The 17371-nt window shown below is 66.2% G+C and carries 12 protein-coding genes; 8 read left to right on the forward strand and 4 right to left on the reverse strand.

Annotated features, from left to right (window positions below; translation table 11 throughout):
• Window position 1: 1 nt before the first annotated feature.
• The 3 genes from AC1RT8_RS05980 to AC1RT8_RS05990 form a co-directional block, all read right to left on the reverse strand.
• Complete coding sequence (locus tag AC1RT8_RS05980) at window positions 2-1870, reverse strand: CHASE4 domain-containing protein (protein ID WP_493074639.1); 1869 nt, start codon at window positions 1868-1870, stop codon at window positions 2-4.
• Entirely contained in the window at window positions 1870-3780 is a 1911-nt protein-coding gene (locus AC1RT8_RS05985; RefSeq protein WP_493074640.1) for a putative bifunctional diguanylate cyclase/phosphodiesterase, read from the reverse strand. Before AC1RT8_RS05985 ends, AC1RT8_RS05980 begins: the two co-directional genes overlap by 1 nt.
• A gap of 66 nt (window positions 3781-3846) precedes the next feature.
• Window positions 3847-4758 carry an ROK family protein gene (locus AC1RT8_RS05990; protein WP_493074641.1) on the reverse strand — a complete coding sequence of 304 codons (912 nt, stop codon included), beginning with the start codon at window positions 4756-4758 and terminating at the stop codon, window positions 3847-3849.
• A gap of 117 nt (window positions 4759-4875) precedes the next feature.
• Here AC1RT8_RS05990 and AC1RT8_RS05995 point away from each other — a divergent pair, with 117 nt between their 5' ends.
• On the forward strand, window positions 4876-7470 hold the full coding sequence (locus AC1RT8_RS05995; RefSeq protein WP_493074642.1) for a TonB-dependent receptor: 2595 nt from the start codon (window positions 4876-4878) through the stop codon (window positions 7468-7470).
• A gap of 76 nt (window positions 7471-7546) precedes the next feature.
• Here the strand turns inward: AC1RT8_RS05995 and AC1RT8_RS06000 are convergent, their stop codons facing one another.
• Window positions 7547-9880, reverse strand: a complete 2334-nt coding sequence (locus tag AC1RT8_RS06000; RefSeq protein ID WP_493074643.1) for a TonB-dependent receptor — start codon at window positions 9878-9880, stop codon at window positions 7547-7549.
• Window positions 9881-10345: 465 nt separating this feature from the next.
• On the opposite strand from AC1RT8_RS06000, the gene AC1RT8_RS06005 reads away from it, so the two are divergent.
• Genes AC1RT8_RS06005 through AC1RT8_RS06035 form a run of 7 tightly spaced genes read left to right on the forward strand, consistent with a single transcriptional unit; the run spans window position 10346 to window position 17177 of the window.
• Complete coding sequence (locus AC1RT8_RS06005) at window positions 10346-11305, forward strand: aldo/keto reductase (RefSeq protein ID WP_493074644.1); 960 nt, start codon at window positions 10346-10348, stop codon at window positions 11303-11305.
• 24 nt (window positions 11306-11329) lie between these two features.
• Complete coding sequence (locus AC1RT8_RS06010; protein ID WP_493074645.1) at window positions 11330-12307, forward strand: TauD/TfdA dioxygenase family protein; 978 nt, start codon at window positions 11330-11332, stop codon at window positions 12305-12307.
• Complete coding sequence (locus AC1RT8_RS06015; RefSeq protein ID WP_493074646.1) at window positions 12307-13395, forward strand: ABC transporter substrate-binding protein; 1089 nt, start codon at window positions 12307-12309, stop codon at window positions 13393-13395. The genes AC1RT8_RS06010 and AC1RT8_RS06015 overlap by 1 nt, the downstream gene beginning before the upstream one ends.
• Window positions 13396-13406: 11 nt before the next feature.
• Window positions 13407-14267 (forward strand): ABC transporter permease, encoded by an 861-nt coding sequence (locus AC1RT8_RS06020; RefSeq protein WP_493074647.1) that lies wholly within the window; start codon window positions 13407-13409, stop codon window positions 14265-14267.
• Complete coding sequence (locus AC1RT8_RS06025; RefSeq protein WP_493074648.1) at window positions 14264-15010, forward strand: ABC transporter ATP-binding protein; 747 nt, start codon at window positions 14264-14266, stop codon at window positions 15008-15010. The genes AC1RT8_RS06020 and AC1RT8_RS06025 overlap by 4 nt, the downstream gene beginning before the upstream one ends.
• Window positions 15007-16371 (forward strand): LLM class flavin-dependent oxidoreductase, encoded by a 1365-nt coding sequence (locus tag AC1RT8_RS06030; protein ID WP_493074649.1) that lies wholly within the window; start codon window positions 15007-15009, stop codon window positions 16369-16371. Before AC1RT8_RS06025 ends, AC1RT8_RS06030 begins: the two co-directional genes overlap by 4 nt.
• Window positions 16368-17177, forward strand: coding sequence for an NADPH-dependent oxidoreductase (locus tag AC1RT8_RS06035; protein WP_493074650.1), 810 nt, complete (start codon window positions 16368-16370; stop codon window positions 17175-17177). Before AC1RT8_RS06030 ends, AC1RT8_RS06035 begins: the two co-directional genes overlap by 4 nt.
• Window positions 17178-17371: the final 194 nt, after the last annotated feature.

Here is a 17371-nt window from a genome sequence, read left to right on the forward strand (position 1 = left end):
GTCAGGCCGCGAGTTCCTGCTGCTCGGCGATCGCCGTCGCAAGGGTCAGCACCGCGACGGCCCCCCTGCCCTCGCCTTCGCTCTCCAGCCGCAGCGAACCCTGCATCGCGGTCATGGAATTCGCGCACCAGTGCAGGCCGAATCCGCCCGACTTGTCCTTGCGGGTCGAGAAGCCGCGCTGGAACAAAGTGGGCGCGCGGTCGATCGCGAAACCCTCGCCATCGTCGCGGATGGCGATGACGGTCTGGCCGTTCATTTCCTCGACCGTCACCCCGATGGTGCCGCCCCCTAGGTCCATGGCGCCGATCGCTTCGGCCGCATTGGCGAAGAGATTGCCGATCACCTGGCTGAGGATCACGCGGCTGCCCATCACTCGGTGAGGGCGCGCGGGGAAACTGAAGGCGATCGACAGCTCGCCCGAATAGCGCGCGATCGTGGCGTTCCTGGCGATGATCTCGGTCACGTCGCACGGCTCCAGCTCGGGCCGGCCGTTGGCGGCGTGCTGCTGCTCGCCGATGATCTCGAGCACATGGCTCATCGCCTCGCGGCCGACCTGGAGCTGGCGGCGGCGTTCCTCGCGGTCCCTCGCTTCGGCCTCGATCGCGGCGGCGACGAAAGCGACCAGCTTTTCCCGCCGCGGCTGGGGGATGTCGTCCTTGGCCAGTTCGGCAATGGCGCGGTCGAGCGTGCCGCGATCCATCGGCGCCGGCTGGGCGATGCCCTGGCTGAGGATCGTGCTGATCGGATTGAGCGCGTTGCGGACATTGTGCATCACCGCGACGGCACTTTCGCTGCGGCCGAGCGCGAAGCTCTGCACCTCGAGCTGCTCGCGCAAGTCCTTTAGCTGGCGCAGCATCGCGTTGAAGCTGCGGCCGAGCGAGCCGATCTCGTCCTGGCGCACCGCCTCGTCGGGCAGCAGGCTGAGCGCGCCGGAAGCGCGGACGACCTGCATATGGTTCTCGACCCGGTGGAGCGGACGCAGCACCAGCCGGCCGATCATCCGGCGCAGCATAAGGAGCACGATGAGCATCAGGATGGTCGACCCTGCGACCGCAAGGATCAACATGCGCCGGCCGAGCACCGACACGTCGCGCGGCACGGTGAACGCTGCGCTCGCCACGGCGTGGCCGGCGGGACCGAGGATCGGCACCGCGATGCGCATCGTCTCGCGGCTCGGCGTGATCAGGTTCGTATCGGTGACATTGGCGAGATCCAGCCCGGCGGTGAGCTGGAGCAGACCGGAAAGCTGTTCCGAGGTGATGCGGCGCGCCATCAGCACATAGCCGCGCGGGGCGCCGCTGCCGTCGCTGCGCCGGACCTGTGCGACGCCGACCGCCGAGACGACCGGGCCGAGCCGGACGAAGAAGCTTGCCGAATTGCGTGCGGCGAGGAGCTTCCGGAAATCGATTTCGCGGATCTGCGCGATCAGCGCGACGCGCATCCCCGGATCGTCCTTTTCGCCGTCGCGCCAGCGGGCGATGACGATGCGACCGTCCCTGGCGACATAAGCCATGCCGTTGACGCCGAGATTCTCCATGGCGAGGGGCGAGAAGGATTCCTCCTCGAACGCCGCGGTCTGGTGCGCCATATAGTCGTAGCTGGAATTCCAGTCGCCATAATCGCGCACCGCGCTTTCGACCTTGGACGCATATTCGCCCAGCGCGGCTCGGGTGCGCTCGACATGCGCGTCGACCGACCGGGATTCGAGCTGGTTGAAGCTGGGCACGATGACGCTGGCGAGCAACAGGGTGATCGCGGCGGAGCCGATCAGCCCCACCACGGTCAGGATCAGGACGAGTTTTGCGCCAAGCGAGCTTGGATTGCGCAGCACCCCGATCCGGCCGCCAAGGGCACGGATGACCGGGGACATCAGCCGTGTGTCCCGTTACCCAGTTCCGGTTCGAGATATTCTTCCTCGAGACCCGAAGGATCGGGAATGAAGCGCGCTGCGGCTATCTCGCGCGCGATATCGGCGCTGATCGGCCGCGAGAAATAATAGCCCTGGAGATGTGAGGCGCCGGCGGCGCGAAGCGCCATGACCTGCGCCTCAGTCTCGACGCCCTCGGCGATCACGCCGAGCCCAAGCGCGCGGCCAAGATGGATGATCGAATGGACGATCGCAGCGCTCTCGCGCTCCCGGCCCATGCCGTCGATGAAGCTGCGGTCGATCTTCAGACAATCGAGCGCGAACTTGCGGATATTGTAGAGGCTCGAATAACCGGTGCCGAAATCGTCGAGCGCGATGCGGAAGCCCATCTGGCGCAGGCGGTACAGCGTATCGGCCGCACGATCGGCATCGTCGAAGATCGCCGTCTCGGTGATCTCGATCTGGACCCGGTTGGGTTCCACGCCGGCGCGCTGGACGCATTCAAGCACATGGCCGATGAAATTGGGCCGGCGGAACTGGCGCGGCGAGAAATTGACCGAGACATATTGGCCCGGCCAGTCCTTCAGCTCCTGGAGCGCCTCGCACAGCACCCAGGTGCCGAGCTCGTGGATCAGGTTCGATTCCTCGGCGATCGGGATGAACATCGACGGGCTTACGGGTCCGAACTCCTCGGTGTCCCAGCGGAGCAGGGCCTCGAAGCCGACGACCTCGAGCCCGTCGCGGGCGACGATCGGCTGATAGACGAGATTGAGTTCGCCCTTCTCGATCGACTTGCTGAGGCCACCCTCGATACGGCGGCGGAAGCGGATCGATTCGTCCATGGTATCGTCGAAGGTGCGGACCACGCCGCGACCACCCTGCTTGGCGGCGTTGAGCGCGAGATCCGCACGGCGCATCACGTCGACCGGATCGTGCTTCTGGCCTGCCTCGACATAGACGAAACCGGCCGAAGCGCCGCACTGGACCGAATGGCCGAAGATCTTGAAGGTGGCGGAGCACGCCTTGATCAGCCGCTCGCACGCCATGCAGGCGGCCTGCTCGCCGGGCGAATCGAACAACAGGCCGAATTCGTCACCACCCAGCCGCGCGACCATGCCGCCTTCGGGAATGGCGGCTTGCAGCACAGCGCAGATCTGGCGGATCAGATCGTCGCCCGCGAGATGCCCGAGCGTGTCGTTGACCAGCTTGAACCGGTCCAGATCGACCATCGCGGTGGCGAAGCTCTCGTTGCCGCGCGTCTTTTCGGCGAGCGTGCGCAAGAAGGCGAGGCGGTTGGGCGCCTCAGTCAGCGAATCATGATTGGCGATATGGACCGCCTTGCTCTCGTTGGCGGCGAGCTCCAGACCCTGCTCTTCGAGAATCACGATCTTCTCGGCGAGCGCGGCGCGGGTCGCGGCCAGCTCGCGGTCGAGCTGCCAGCGGTGCGCGAGGGCTGACGCCATCTGAGTCACCTCGGCAACCTCGAACGGCTTGGCGATGTAGAAGATCTTGTCGGCCGGCCCGGCGGCCTTGCTGATCTCGATCGGCGAGAAATCGGAATAGCCGGTGACCATCACCAGGTTGATGTCGGGATCGAGCGCGCGGATTCGGGTTGCGGTTTCCTTGCCGTCGATGCCGGGCGGCATGCGCACGTCGATAAAGGCAACGGCGAAGGGATCGCCGTCGAGGATCGCCTGTTCGATCGCGGCGACGCCGGCAAGGCCCTGCATGGCGTGCGTGAGCGCGAAATCCATCGTGGAACCGGAATCGGCGGCCGAGGCATCGCCATCATCGCCGAACAGCTCGGCCGCCATCGCATCGAGGGCACCGGCATCGGCATTCCCCACCGGCGCGAAGCTTCGCCTGTAGGAATCATGCATCGCAGGTTCGTCGTCGACGATCAGAATGCGCATGGAAACACCGCCGTGGTTAATCATTGAGGGCGCGTCTGCCCCTTGCCACGGCGTAACCGGACGCGGTTAAAGCGGTGTAAACGACGTTGCGACGGGACGAAGCGCCCGGATGCCGAGTTCGATCGCGCCGAGCGGCCCGGCATGATTGCCGAGCGCGGCCGGCACCACATAGTCCTCGACCGGAGCGAGGCCGGGCGCGGCGACATAGCCACCCAGGCTCGCGACCAGTTTCTCGCGGATTCGCGGGAGGAGATGCGGCATGCCGGTCATCACCCCGCCGCCCATCACGATGCGGCGGGGGATACCGGTGAGCACCAGGGTGTGGGTGAGCTGGGCCAGGGCGTGGGCGACGCCGTCCCATAGCGGATCGTCCTCGGTGAGCTGCTCCGCCGGCTTGCCCGCCCGCGCCTTGATCGCCGGCCCCGAGGCGAGGCCTTCAAGGCAATCGCCGTGGAAGGGACAGGAACCGGGCCAGGCGTCGCCGTGCAGCCGCACCGGGCGGATATGGCCGAGTTCGGGATGGGTAAGGCCATTGGTCGGCTCGCCGCCCATGACCAGACCGATACCAATCCCGGTGCCGACGGTGACATAGGCATGGTCGGCGACATCCCGCGCGGCACCCCAGCGCCCCTCGCCCAGCGCGGCACCGGCGACGTCGCTGTTGAAGCCGAGCGGCACGTTCGCATGGCGCGACAGGCGCCGGCCGACATCGGTGTTCGACCAGCCGGCCTTGGTCGTCGCGGTGATGAAGCCGTAATTCTCCGCCGCCGGATCGATCGAGACGGGACCGAAGCTGGCGATGCCCAGCGCCTGATAGCCCGACCAGCGCCCGAGCACCGCCTCGACCGCGGCGAGCGTCTCCTCCGGGCCGGTAGTGGGAATCCGGACTTCCTCGCGGATATCGTCGGGGCCGGAACCCAGGACGCAGATACATTTGGTTCCGCCAAGTTCGACGCCAGCGATCAGGGGATTGGTCATGGCGATGCTATCCGCCCCCTGCGCGAATACTGTCAATCTCACGTCAATGCGCGGACCGGCACATTCTTGCGACAAATGGAGTCTAGGGCTCCGAGTGTGATTCGAGTTGGAGCGACCATGCGGCGTATCGGCATCCTGTTCCTGTTGGCATCGGCCAGCTTCCCCGCCCTGGCGGCAGCCCAGGAGGCGACGAGCGCGGCGCCTGCCGCCGGGGCGGGGCCGGCGGTACAGAGCGACGACCAGGCCGATGTGGAGGAACCCGACGTCATCGTGCGGGGGCAGCGCAACCTGCCCGGCTCGGTGATCGGCGACATCCAGCCCGAGGAGCAGCTCGGCCCGGCCGACATCCGCTCCTATGGGGTCAGCTCGCTATCCGACCTGCTGACCGAGCTGACGCCGCAGACCACCAGCGGGCGCGGCAGTGGCGGTGCGCCGGTGGTGCTGCTCAACGGCAAGCGCATTTCCAGCTTTGCCGAGATCCGCGACTTGCCCACCGAAGCGATCGCGCGTGTCGACATCCTGCCCGAGGAGGTCGCGCTGAAATATGGCTATCGCGCCGACCAGAAGGTGGTGAACGTCGTCCTGCGCCGCCGCTTCCGCGCGACCACGGTCGAACTGGCGGACCGGGTGCCGACCGCTGGCGGGAACAACGATGCCGACGGCAAGCTCGACCTGCTCCATATCCGCGGCGACGGCCGCTTCAACCTGCATGTGGAATATGAAGCGCAATCGGCTCTGACCGAGGACGAACGCGACATCACCGATGCGGATCCCTATCGCAGCCTCCTTCCCTCAAGCCGGGATTTCACCGCGAATACCGTTTATGCGCGGCCGATCGGCAAGGTCTCGGCGACGATCAACGGGCGGGTGGAATATACCGACAGCCTGCGCGTCAACGGCCTGCCGGAGGGCGTGACCGACCCGGCGCTCAATGGTGTATTGCCGCTCCAGCAGCGTGCTTCGACGCTGACCGCTCATCTCGGCACCACCTTGAATGGCTCGATCAGCCCGAAATGGCGCTGGTCCGTCACCGGCAATTACGATCGGAGCGACACCAAGACCTTCAGCGACTCGGACATTCCCGGGGTCGCCGCTGATGCGATTCGGGCCAACCGCGCCTATGGCGTCTCGAACGAGGCCGGTGTCGATGCCCTGTTCAACGGTCCGCTGTTCAAGCTGCCGGCAGGCGATGTCTCGACCAGCATCAAGCTCGGCGCCGATACCAGCAGTTTCGATTCGCGGTCCTATCGCGTGATGGGAGAAGACCCGGATATTTTCGTGCGCGAAACAAATGGCTCCGTCTCACGCGACACGGTCAGCGGGCAGGTCAATATCGACGTGCCGATCGCCAGCAAGACCAACGGCTTCCTGCCGTTCCTCGGCAGGCTGTCGGCCAATTTCAACATCGCCGAGGACCATCTTTCCGACTTCGGCACGATGCAGACCCTCGGTTACGGCGCGAACTGGATTCCGGTCGATGCGGTCCGTTTCATCGTGTCGCATACCGATCAGGATCTGGCGCCGAGCGCGCAACAACTCGGCAATCCGGTGATCACCACGCCGAACGTGCGCGTGTTCGACTATGTCCAGGGCACGACCGTCGACATCACTTCGGTGACCGGCGGCAATCCCGACCTGATGGCCAGCAAGAACCATGTGACCAAGATCGGCCTGACCCTGAAGCCCTGGTCGCAAAAGGACCTGAGCCTCACGGCCAATTACGTCACCAGCCGGACCGAGAATCCGATCGCCGGCTTCCCGAGCGCGACAGCAGCGATCGAGGCGGCGTTCCCGGATCGCTTCACCCGCGATGCGATGGGCCAGCTCACCCGGATCGACATGCGGCCGATCAACTTCGCCGAGAGCAGCCGGTCGCAGCTGCGCTGGGGCATCAACTTCTCCAGGCCGATCAAGTCGAAGGTACAGAAGGAGCTGGAGGCGTTCCGCGCCGGGACCGGACCGAACCCGTTCGCCGGGCTGCAGCCGCCGGGCGGCTTCCGGCGGCGCGGTGCCGACGGCGCCAATACCACGCCCGACGGCAGCGCGCGCAGCGGCGGCACGCCGGCGGGCGACATCCCGGCCGGCCAGCAGGACGGCAACCCGCCGGGAGCACCGGGCGGTGCGCCCGGGGCCGGCGAAGGCGGCCCGCGCGGCGGCGGGTTCGGCGGACGCGGCGGCGGCTTTGGCGGGCGTGGTGGCGGTTTCGGCGGCGGCGGCCAGGGCGGCGGGCGGCTGAACTTCGCGCTCTACCACACCTGGCATTTCAAGGAGGAAGTGCTGGTCCAGAATGGCGGGCCGCGGCTCGACCTGCTCAATGGCGACGCGACTGGCAGCAGCGGCGGCCAGTCGCGCCATGAATTCGAGGCGCAGGCGGGCTATACCAATAACGGCCTGGGGTTCCGCCTGTCGGGCAATTACCGCACCGGCACCGAGGTGAATGGCGGCACGCCGGCCGCGCCGGAACGGCTGAACTTTTCCGGGCTCGGCACGCTCGACCTCAGGCTGTTCGCCGATTTCGGCCAGCGGCTCGACCTGATCAAGAAGCATCCCTGGCTGCGCGGCACGCGCCTGACGATCGGAGTGACCAACATCTTCGACGGCAAGCAGCGCGTGACCGACGCGAACGGCGAGACCCCGATCAGCTATCAGCCGGACTATCTCGATCCGCTGGGGCGGAGCGTGCGGATCAGCATCCGGAAGCTGTTCTTCTGAGGCGGTTGTTGGAAATGTCAGTAGGGTCACTGACATTCCCAACATTACAGTCCTTATATATCAATGACTTAGTGAATCAGAAATTCACCCGGAAGGTTGCGCCAGCCGTGCGCGGCGTGCCGAGCTGGCCAGCATAGGCGAAGGGCGAGGTGCCGACGATCGCCGTGGTCGACAGGTTCTGGAAGTATTTCTTGTCGAAGGCGTTGTTCACCCAGGCCGACAGATCATATTGCCCGTCGCGAAAGGACGCCCCGACGCGGAAGTTGAACAGGCCGTACGGGTCGATCAGGCTATAGGGGCCCGCATCCGCAGTGCCAAAGGTGCTGGAGCGATAGCTGAACTGGCCAATCGCATAAGGGCGCACGCCGCCGGCGAGCTGGACATGATAGTCGATCGACGCATTGGCGACCCATTTCGGTGCCTGGAACAGCGGTTTTCCGGTGAGATCGCACACGCCGGTGACGCCCACCGGGCACGGCGCATTGGCATAGCTCTTGTACCTGGCGTCGTTGTACGAGCCGTTGGCGTCGATCGTCAGGTTGTCGGTGAGCTTCAGCGACGCATCGACCTCGACGCCACGCGCGCGCACATCGCCGACATTGGCGAGATAGGAGCGGTTGCCGTTGGTGGGCACGATATTGGCCTGGAGGCCGGACAGGTCGGTCGAGAAGGCGCTGATGTTGATGGTGACGCGCCGGTCGAAGAACTGGGTCTTCAGGCCGAGTTCCCAATTTTTCACTTCCTCGGGCGCCAGGACCAGCGGCGTTCCCGCCGAGACCGCCGCGTTGAGGTTCAGGCCCGAGCCCTTGTAGCCGGTCGAATAGGACCCGTAGACCAGTATGTCCGGCGCGACCTTGTAGGAAAGGCTGGCGAGATAGGAGACGTTATCGTCCTTCACCGAGACATTGTAGTGGAACGGGATCGAGGTCGCCGGGTTGGGCGTGCCCACGGTCGAGGTGTCGGACCGGCCCCAGCGCTTGTCATGGGTGTAGCGGATGCCGGCGGTGAGGGTCAGCCGGTCGGTGATCGAATAATTCGCCTGGCCGAACACCGCGATGCTGTCGACCGTGGTGCGGACGTCGTCGAGATATTGCGAGCCCGGCGCGATGTTGATCGCCGCGGCGGCCGGGTTCGCGAGCCGGGCATAGGTGGTGTAGAAATTGCTCGCGTCGGTGCCGAACTGGTTGAGGATGAAGTGGTCGCGCAGCACCTGGTGGAACAGATAGCCGCCGACCTGCCAAGTGAACCGCCCGGGCTTTGAGGCGAGGCGGATCTCCTGCGAGAACTGGTCGTCCTTGGTCTGGGCGACATTGACCTGGATGACGTCGAGCGGCGTGCCGTCGCTGTCCTGCAGCGGGCTGAAGTGCCAATAGCGCCACGCGCTGATCGAGGTCAGCGTGACGGGTCCCAGATCCCAATCCGCCTGCAGCGACACGCCCTTCTGGTCGGTCTTCATGTTCTGGATCGAGTTGTTCTGGGTGTAGTCGAGATTCGCCCTGGGCACATAACCGAGCGCGGCGAGTGCCTGGAGCGTGCGGCCAGTGGTCGCGCTGAGGCTTGCGGGCAGCACCAGCTTGGTCGCGCTGACGCAGCAGGTGTCGTCCTCGATCGAATAGTCGCCGATCAGCCGCAAGGTGAGGTTGCTGGCGGGCGTCGCGAGAAACTGGACCCGCGCGCCGCTGCGCCCCACGCTGTTGGCGTCGACCCCGGTCTTGATATTGTCGAGCACGCCGTCGCGGTGGGTGTTGAACCCCGTGACGCGGAAGGCGAGCAGCCCGTCGATGATGGGCCCGGTCACGCTCACGCGTTCCTGGTTGTAATTGTACGTGCCGCCGGAAATCTCGGCCGTGCCCTTGAACTCGAATTCCGGCCCCCGCGTCGTGATGTTGAGCACGCCAGCCGAGTTGTTGCGCCCGAACAGCGTGCCCTGCGGGCCGCGCAGCACCTCGACCCGATCGACATCGATCAGGTCGGACAGCGCCATGCCGGGCCGGCCGAGATAGACCCCGTCGATATAGACGCCGACCGAGGTATCGAGCCCATCCGAGGCGGAGGAGACGCCGATGCCGCGAATGCCGATCGAGGAATTGCGCGGGTTGGAATTATAGGCGGTGAGGCTCGGCGTCTGGAACTGCACGTCGGTGAGCGTGTAGCCGCCCTTGCGCTCAAGCGTCTCGCCCGAGACCACCGACAGCGCGATCGGCACGTCCTGGGCGCGCTCCGACGTGCGCCGCGCGGTGACCACCACGTCCGCGCCCTCGTCGAGCACCGGCGCATCGTCAGACACCACCGCCGATGCCGTCTTGACGAGGTTCTCCTCCGATCCGGCGCCGTGCGCGACGGCCGGCTGGGCGAGCCCCACTCCCGCGATGATCGATGACAGCAGAAGTGACTGGCGGAATGTCTTCATGGGTGGCCTCCCTTGCCCCGGTGCGCTTTTGATCGACCGGTGCGCGGCCGCCCCTCTCCAAGGCAGTCCGGCAAGGAGCCGGCAGTCTCTCGACGCCATGCTCAAGTGCATGCCGCGGGACGGCCCGACCCGCCCAGATCGAAGGCCCCAAGGCTGATTCCTAATTCCTATCGAGTCAATGGGAATTGATTCTTCGGCGACGCGAAGATTTTCTAAAGCCGCCTCGTTTCGTCGCCCCGACGGAACGACTCGTCGGCGGACTTATCCTTTATAGGATAGATGCTTATGAGGCATTTCTACCTTTGATAGGCAGTGCGCGCGAACGCACACGCGTCAAAACGGTTCCCTCTCCTAATTCCTACTAGATAGATATGGATTCTACACCAAAGGATAGATATCCTACGTTCGCCGATCGACCGCCCCGAGGCAGTCTTTGGCTTCAACAACTCGTTCAGGGATCAGCAGATGCCGACCATTGGAAAGCTTGACGTCAGCCAGCAGGGCTTTGGTGCGATGGGGCTGTCGCACACCTATGGGCAGGCCGACGACGCCAGCTCGATCGCGACGCTGCACCGCGCCATCGACCTGGGCATCACCTTTTTCGACACGGCCACCGGTTATGGCGCCGGGCATAATGAGGAGCTGCTGGGCAAGGCGATCAAGGATCGCCGCGACGGCCTGGTGATCGCCAGCAAGTTCGTCCACCGGCCCAATGGCGGTGGCCCTGCAGTACCGGCGGTCAAGCCCCGCGACGCGGTGGAGGCGAGCCTGACCCGGCTCGGCCTCGACCATATCGATCTTTATTATCTGCACCGGGTCGATCCCGATATTGCGATCGAAGAGTCGATCGGCGAGCTCGGGCGGCTGGTCGAGCAAGGCAAGATCGGCGGCGTCGGCGTGTCGGAAGCATCGGCCGACGGCATCCGCCGCGCTCATGCGACCTACCCCCTCACCGCGCTGCAGAGCGAATATTCGCTCTGGACCCGCGACGTCGAGGTCGAGATCCTGCCCACGGTCCGCGAACTGGGCATCGGCTTCGTCGCCTATAGCCCGCTCGGGCGCGGTTTCCTGGCCGGTGCCGAGGTGAGCGATCCCGACGACCGCCGCCGCCAGCATCCGCGCTTCCAGCCGGAAGCGGTCGCCGCGAACAGCTTGCGCCGCGCAACGATCGAGCAGGTCGCCAAGCGCGTCGGCGCGAGTGTCGCGCAGGTGAGCCTGGCCTGGGTGCTGTCCAAGCAGGTCGTGCCCATTCCGGGCACGCGCCACATCAACCATCTCGAGTCGAACTGGGCGGCCAACCATCTGGAACTCGATTCCGAATCGCTCGTGGCGATCGAGGCGGCCTTCCCGCGCGGCGCGACCACCGGTGCCCGCTACCCGGCCGAGGCGCTCAAGCTCGTCCCGCCCGAGCCCATCGCCGCCTGAACGACCCGGCCGAAGGAGCCAATCATGAACGCCATCACCGCGCTTCGCCCCGATACCAACCAGGACCGCTTCACCTATGACCATATCGCCGTCGAGGCGGTGACGCCGACGATCGGCGCCGAGATTTCCGGCGTCGACCTGCGCGAGCCGATCACGCCCGAGATCGCCGCCGACATCCAGCGCGCGCTGCACGACTGGCGGGTGGTGTTCTTCCGCGACCAGGACATCAGCAACGACCAGCTAAAGGCGTTCGGCCGGGCCTTCGGGCCGCTGACCCCCGCGCATCCGATCGCCGAGGGCCTCGAGGACCATCCCGAGATCTGGGAGCGCTCGGTCGCCGAATATCGCACCCGGCGCGAGCGCAACACCGCCCTGCCCCCGGGCCGCGAGCCGCCGCGGGATTACAAGGGCTGGCACATCGACATCACCTTCGTCGCCAACCCCAATCGCTATTCGATCCTGCACGGCGTCGAGATCCCGCCCTACGGCGGCGACACGCTCTTCACCAACCTGATCGCCGCCTATGAGGGGCTGTCGGCCCCGATCCGCAGCCTGATCGACGGCCTGCAGGCAGTCCACCGCACCACCGATTATGACGGCGGCACCAGCGAGCCGCGCCGCGACGGGCGCAGCAAGGGGCCGTTCGTCGCGCTCCACCCGCTGGTCCGAATCCATCCGGAAACCGGCGAGAAGCTGCTGTTCCTCAATCCCGGCACGATCAGTCATATCGTCGGACTGAAGGAGCCGGAGAGCAAGGCGCTGCTCGACCTGCTGTTCTATGAGGCGACCCGGCCCGAATATCAGGTGCGGTTCCACTGGCGACCAAAATCCCTGGTGGTGTGGGACAATCAGGCGGTCGCCCATGCCGGGCCGATCGATTACGCGCAGTTCGATCTGGCACGCGCGGTACGCCGCATCACCGTGGCGGGCGAGCAGACCCGCGGCCCCGACGGCTTTATCTCGCAACAGCTCGAGGGCGAGCTGTTCAACGTGCTCGGCTGATGCCGGCCGCGGCCAGATCGAAGCCCTGGGGTGGTATCGCTCTGGCCGCGTTCGTCGCGGTCACGATCGGCCTGCTGATATTGTTCGCGCCCAACCGTCAGGCCAAGGCGGCGGGCGGGCTGGCGCTGTCGGCACCCCTGCCCGACACCGTCCCGGACGGGACCGTGCTGACGGTCGGCGATCCGGTGACGGAGTGGGTGGTCCGGCACAATGGCTGGGACAAGGACCTGAAGTTCACGATCAAATGGGTGCAGATCACCGGCGGACCCGACGTGACCGAGGCCTTCCACGCCAAGGCGCTCGACGTCGGGCTCGGCGCCAACGTGCCGCCGATCCATGCCATCTGGGTCGGCCTGAAGGTGAAGATCGTCGCCACCGCCTATCGGCGCGATCCATTGAACCACCCGGCCTTCGTGCTGGGTATCGCACCCAAGGCGAATATCCGAACGATCGCCGATCTGCGCGGCAAAAGGATCGCGATCAGCCCAAGCCAGGTACAGGGGCAGATCGTCCTCCAGACGCTGAAGACTGCGGGCATCGCGAAGAGCGAGGTGACCCTGGTCGAACTGCCCTCCAGCATCGGCGGTGACGTCTATACCAGCGCGCTGGCAAGCAATGCGGTCGACATGGCGCCGATTGGCGGCGGCATCGTCGCCGAACGTTATCTGCGCAAATATGGCGACGATGGCGCCCGCCTGTTGAAACATCCCGATTTCCGCGATGACCCGATCTTCGCCTATGTGCCGGTCGAAGCCCTGGAAAACCCTGCCAAGGCCGCCGCGCTGAAGCAGTTCGTGGCTTTGTGGGGCCGGGCCTGGGGGTGGCGGCTAGCGCATCCCGAGGAGCTGGCGCGCGGCTATTATGTCGGCGAGCAGGGCCTGAAGCTGGAGGATGCGCGGCTGATCGTCACCGCTACGGGCAAGCCCGACATCCCGGCGCGCTGGGCCGATGCGATCCAATATCAGCAGGCATCGATCGATATCCTCGCGCCCGAGCTGGGCAATCCGCGCTTCGAGGCCGGGACCCTGTTCGACCCCCGTTTCGAGGCGCTTGCCGCAAGCGGCTTCTCCCTCGCCAGTTCCAGATGACCGGAGGTGTCATGAACGCTCCCTTCCCCCAATTGGTCGTCGCGCCGCCCCGGCATTTTGCCCCCGCGCAGGTCGCGCCAAGCCAGCAGCCGGGTCTGCGCCGGCTCGGCCTCGGCGCCCCGCTCGCCTGGGGCTGGATTCTCGGGCCCGGGCTGCTGTTGCTCTATTGGTCGGTCCTGTCGGCGACCGGCTGGCTCGACCCGCGCGTGCTGCCGGCACCCTGGACGGCGGTGGAGACGGCGATCGAGCTGATCCGCGACGGCCGGCTGCAGGACAATCTCGCGGTGTCGGCCTGGCGCGCCGGACAGGGCCTGGTGTTCGGCACGACCGTCGGTGTCGTGCTCGCCTTGCTGTCGGGGCTTACCCTGCTCGGCGGCTATGTGATCGACGGGCTGGTGCAGCTGAAGCGCGGCATCCCGGTGCTGGCGCTGATCCCGTTCATGGTCCTGTGGTTCGGCGTCGGCGAAGGCATGAAGGTGACGGTGATCGCCGTCACGGTGTTCGCACCCGTCTATATCCAGACTCATGCGGCGCTGCGCGCGATCGACCTGAAACAGGTCGAACTGGCCGAGACGCTGGAGCTGAGCCGCTGGGGCTTTATCCGCCATGTCGTGCTGCCCGGTGCGCTGCCGGGCCTGCTCACCGGGCTGCGCTTCGGCGTGACCGCGTCGTGGCTGGCGCTGGTCGTGGTCGAGCAGCTCAACGCGACGAGCGGGATCGGTTACATGATCACGCTCGCGCGCAATTATGCGCAGACCGACATCATGCTGGTCGGGCTGGTCGTCTACGCCCTGCTCGGCCTGACATCGGATGCGGTGGTGCGGCTGATCCAGCAACGCGCGCTCCGCTGGCGCCGGACGCTCGCGTCGTGAGCGCGGTCGTCCAGGTCCGCGGGCTCGTCCGCCGCTTCACCCGCAAGGGCGTGCTGGAGGGGATCGATCTCGACATTGCCGCCGGCGAATTCGTCGCGCTGCTCGGCCGCAGCGGTTCGGGCAAGAGCACCCTTCTCCGCGCGCTCGCCGGGCTCGACCATGAAGCGGAGGGCACGGGCACGATCCTCGTGCCGGAGCGGCTGTCAGTGGTGTTCCAGGATGCGCGGCTGCTGCCCTGGAAGCGCGTGCTCGACAATGTGCTGCTCGGGCTGACCGGTGCCGACCGGCGCGAACGCGGGCTGAAGGCGCTTGACGAGGTCGGGCTGGCGGGCCGCGAGACCAGCTGGCCGTACGAGCTTTCCGGCGGCGAGCAGCAGCGCGTGGCGCTGGCGCGCTCGCTGGTGCGCGGGCCGGCGCTGCTGCTGGCCGACGAGCCGTTCGGCGCGCTCGACGCGCTGACCCGTATCCGCATGCACGCGCTGCTGCGGCGCCTGTCCGAAGTCTATAACCCCGCCGTCCTGCTCGTCACCCATGACGTCGACGAGGCGATCGAGCTGGCCGACCGGGTGGTGGTGCTCGACGACGGGCACATCGTCGCCGACATCCGCGTCGCCCTGCCGCCCGACGGCATCGCCCGGCGCGAACGGACCGCAGCGCTTCAGCGCGAGCTTCTCGGCCTGCTCGGCGTCGCGGTCGACGCCGCCACCTCTCCCTATGTCCGCAGCGAAAGGATCCCCGCATGACCACAGACAGAAAGCTTCGTCTCGGCGCCTTCCTCCAGGCGACCGGCCATCATGTCTCGGCCTGGCTGCACCCGAATACCGACGCCGATGCAGGGCATAATCTGGAGCATTACAAGAATCTCGCGCGGACGGCAGAGCGCGGCAAATTCGACCTGGTGTTCCTCGCCGACAGCCCGGGCGGCTATGCCGATTTCACTGACGAGGCGACCTTTCGCCAGAATGCCAAGGCGGCGCATTTCGAGCCGGTGACCCTGTGGGCGGCGCTTTCCCAGGTGACCGAGCGGATCGGCTTCGTCGCCACCTCCACCACGACCTATGAGGACCCCTATACCACGGCGCGTAAATTCGCTTCGCTCGACTGGATCTCCGGCGGGCGGGCGGCGTGGAACGTCGTCACCACAGGTGCCGACGTCTCGGCCAATTTCAGCCGGACCGAGCATCTCGAGCATTCGAAACGCTATGAGCGCGCCGAGGAATATATCGATGTCGTGAAGGGCCTGTGGGACAGTTACGAGGACGACGCCTTCGTCCGCGATCGCGCGGCGGGCGTATTCCTCGACACGGACAAATTCCATGTGCTCGGCCACAAGGGCGAGCATTTCCAGGTGCGCGGGCCGCTCAACATCGGGCGTCCGCCACAGGGCTATCCAGTGATCGTGCAGGCCGGCGCTTCGGAGCCCGGCCGCGAACTGGCGGCGCGGACCTCAGAGGTGATCTTCACCGCAAACCTGCTGCTCGAGGATGCCCAATCATTTTACGGCGATGTGAAAGCCCGGCTCGGCAAATATGGACGGCGGCGCGAGGATTTGCTGGTGATGCCAGGCATCTTCGCGGTGCTGGGCGGCACCGAGGCCGAGGCGCAGGCGAAATATGAAGAGCTGCAATCGCTGGTGCACCCGGCGGTCGCCTGGGGCATCTTGAACCGGCATTATCAGGGCGTCGACCTGTCGAGCTACACGCTCGACGATGTGGCACCACCGCTGCCGGGCGATACCAATAGCAGCAAGAGCCGGCTGAAGCTGGTATCCGACCTGGTCGAGCGCGAACGGCCGACCCTGCGCCAGCTCTACCGTCAGGTTTCGACCGCGCGCGGGCATCTGACCACCGTCGGCACACCCGAACAGGTCGCCGATCTGATCCAGACCTGGTTCGAGACCGGCGCCGCGGACGGCTTCAACGTGATGCCGCCGATCCTGCCGACCGGGCTGACCGATTTCGTCGATCAGGTCGTGCCGATCCTGCAGCGCCGCGGGCTGTTCCGCGAGGAATATGAGGGGAAGACGTTGCGTGAGAATCTGGGCCTGAGGCGGCCCGAGAACAGTTTCGCGGCCCGTACCGCTGCCGTGGCGGAGGCATCGTGAGCGAGGCCCTTCAGGCGCGCTATCGCCATGAGGACAGCGCCGCGATCTGCCGCAACCCAGCGATCGACCTGCTGATCAGGCACCGCTCGGTGCGGGCCTATCTGCCCGATCCGCTGCCCGAGGGAACGATCGAGACGCTGGTCGCGGCGGCGCAGTCGGCCGCCTCGTCCTCCAACCTGCAGGTGTGGAGCGTGGTCGCGGTGCAGGACCCCGAACGCAAGGCAAGGCTGGCGTCGCTGGCGGGGTCGCAGAAGCATATCCTCGAGGCACCTTTGCTGCTCGTCTGGCTGATCGATTTCGACCGGCTGACTCAATTGGCGAGCGCGCGCGACGTGCCGGCCGAGGCGCTCGACTATGTCGAGACCTTTCTGCTCGGATCGGTCGACACCTCGCTGGCGGCGCAGAACGCCGTGGTCGCGCTTGAATCGCTCGGGCTGGGATCGGTCTATATCGGCGGCATCCGCAACCGCCCCGCCGAGGTCGCCGCGGAACTCGACCTGCCGCCCAGGATGTTCCCGCTGTTCGGCCTCGTCGTCGGCAAGCCGGACCCGGCGCGCCCGGCCTCGATCAAGCCCCGCCTGCCCCAATCGTCGGTGCTGTTCCATGAGACCTATGCCTGGACCGACCGCCAGCATGACGGCGCGCGCGCCTATGACGGCCGGCTGCGCGCCTTCCAGCGCGAACAGGGCATGGCGGAGCGCGACTGGACTGAACTGGCCGGCGAGCGGACACGCGGGCCGGACTCGATGGCAGGGCGGCATGTCTTGCGAAACGTGCTCGGCGATCTTGGCTTCGAACTGCGTTAGGGCAGATCGAAATTCGACATATGCTGCCCTTTTTCCTCTCCTTTGGGAGAGGATAGTGAAGCTTGGCAGCTTGTTGCCTAGCGTAGCTTGGTGAGGGGCTCCGGGAGCTCTCGATAGCTCCCGGAGCCCCTTGTAACTTACCTGACGCCGCATCTGCGATTATAAATGCAGGTGCGGTGGCAGGCGGGAGGCCG

The organism is Sphingomonas sp. GW821-FHT10F11, from assembly GCF_058809095.1.

Coding starts and splice junctions, on each gene's coding strand:
- AC1RT8_RS05980 (WP_493074639.1), bottom strand. CDS start 1,870: ATGTCCCCGGTCATCCGTGCCCTTGGCGGCCGGATCGGGGTGCTGCGC.
- AC1RT8_RS05985 (WP_493074640.1), bottom strand. CDS start 3,780: ATGCGCATTCTGATCGTCGACGACGAACCTGCGATGCATGATTCCTAC.
- AC1RT8_RS05990 (WP_493074641.1), bottom strand. CDS start 4,758: ATGACCAATCCCCTGATCGCTGGCGTCGAACTTGGCGGAACCAAATGT.
- AC1RT8_RS05995 (WP_493074642.1), top strand. CDS start 4,876: ATGCGGCGTATCGGCATCCTGTTCCTGTTGGCATCGGCCAGCTTCCCC.
- AC1RT8_RS06000 (WP_493074643.1), bottom strand. CDS start 9,880: ATGAAGACATTCCGCCAGTCACTTCTGCTGTCATCGATCATCGCGGGA.
- AC1RT8_RS06005 (WP_493074644.1), top strand. CDS start 10,346: ATGCCGACCATTGGAAAGCTTGACGTCAGCCAGCAGGGCTTTGGTGCG.
- AC1RT8_RS06010 (WP_493074645.1), top strand. CDS start 11,330: ATGAACGCCATCACCGCGCTTCGCCCCGATACCAACCAGGACCGCTTC.
- AC1RT8_RS06015 (WP_493074646.1), top strand. CDS start 12,307: ATGCCGGCCGCGGCCAGATCGAAGCCCTGGGGTGGTATCGCTCTGGCC.
- AC1RT8_RS06020 (WP_493074647.1), top strand. CDS start 13,407: ATGAACGCTCCCTTCCCCCAATTGGTCGTCGCGCCGCCCCGGCATTTT.
- AC1RT8_RS06030 (WP_493074649.1), top strand. CDS start 15,007: ATGACCACAGACAGAAAGCTTCGTCTCGGCGCCTTCCTCCAGGCGACC.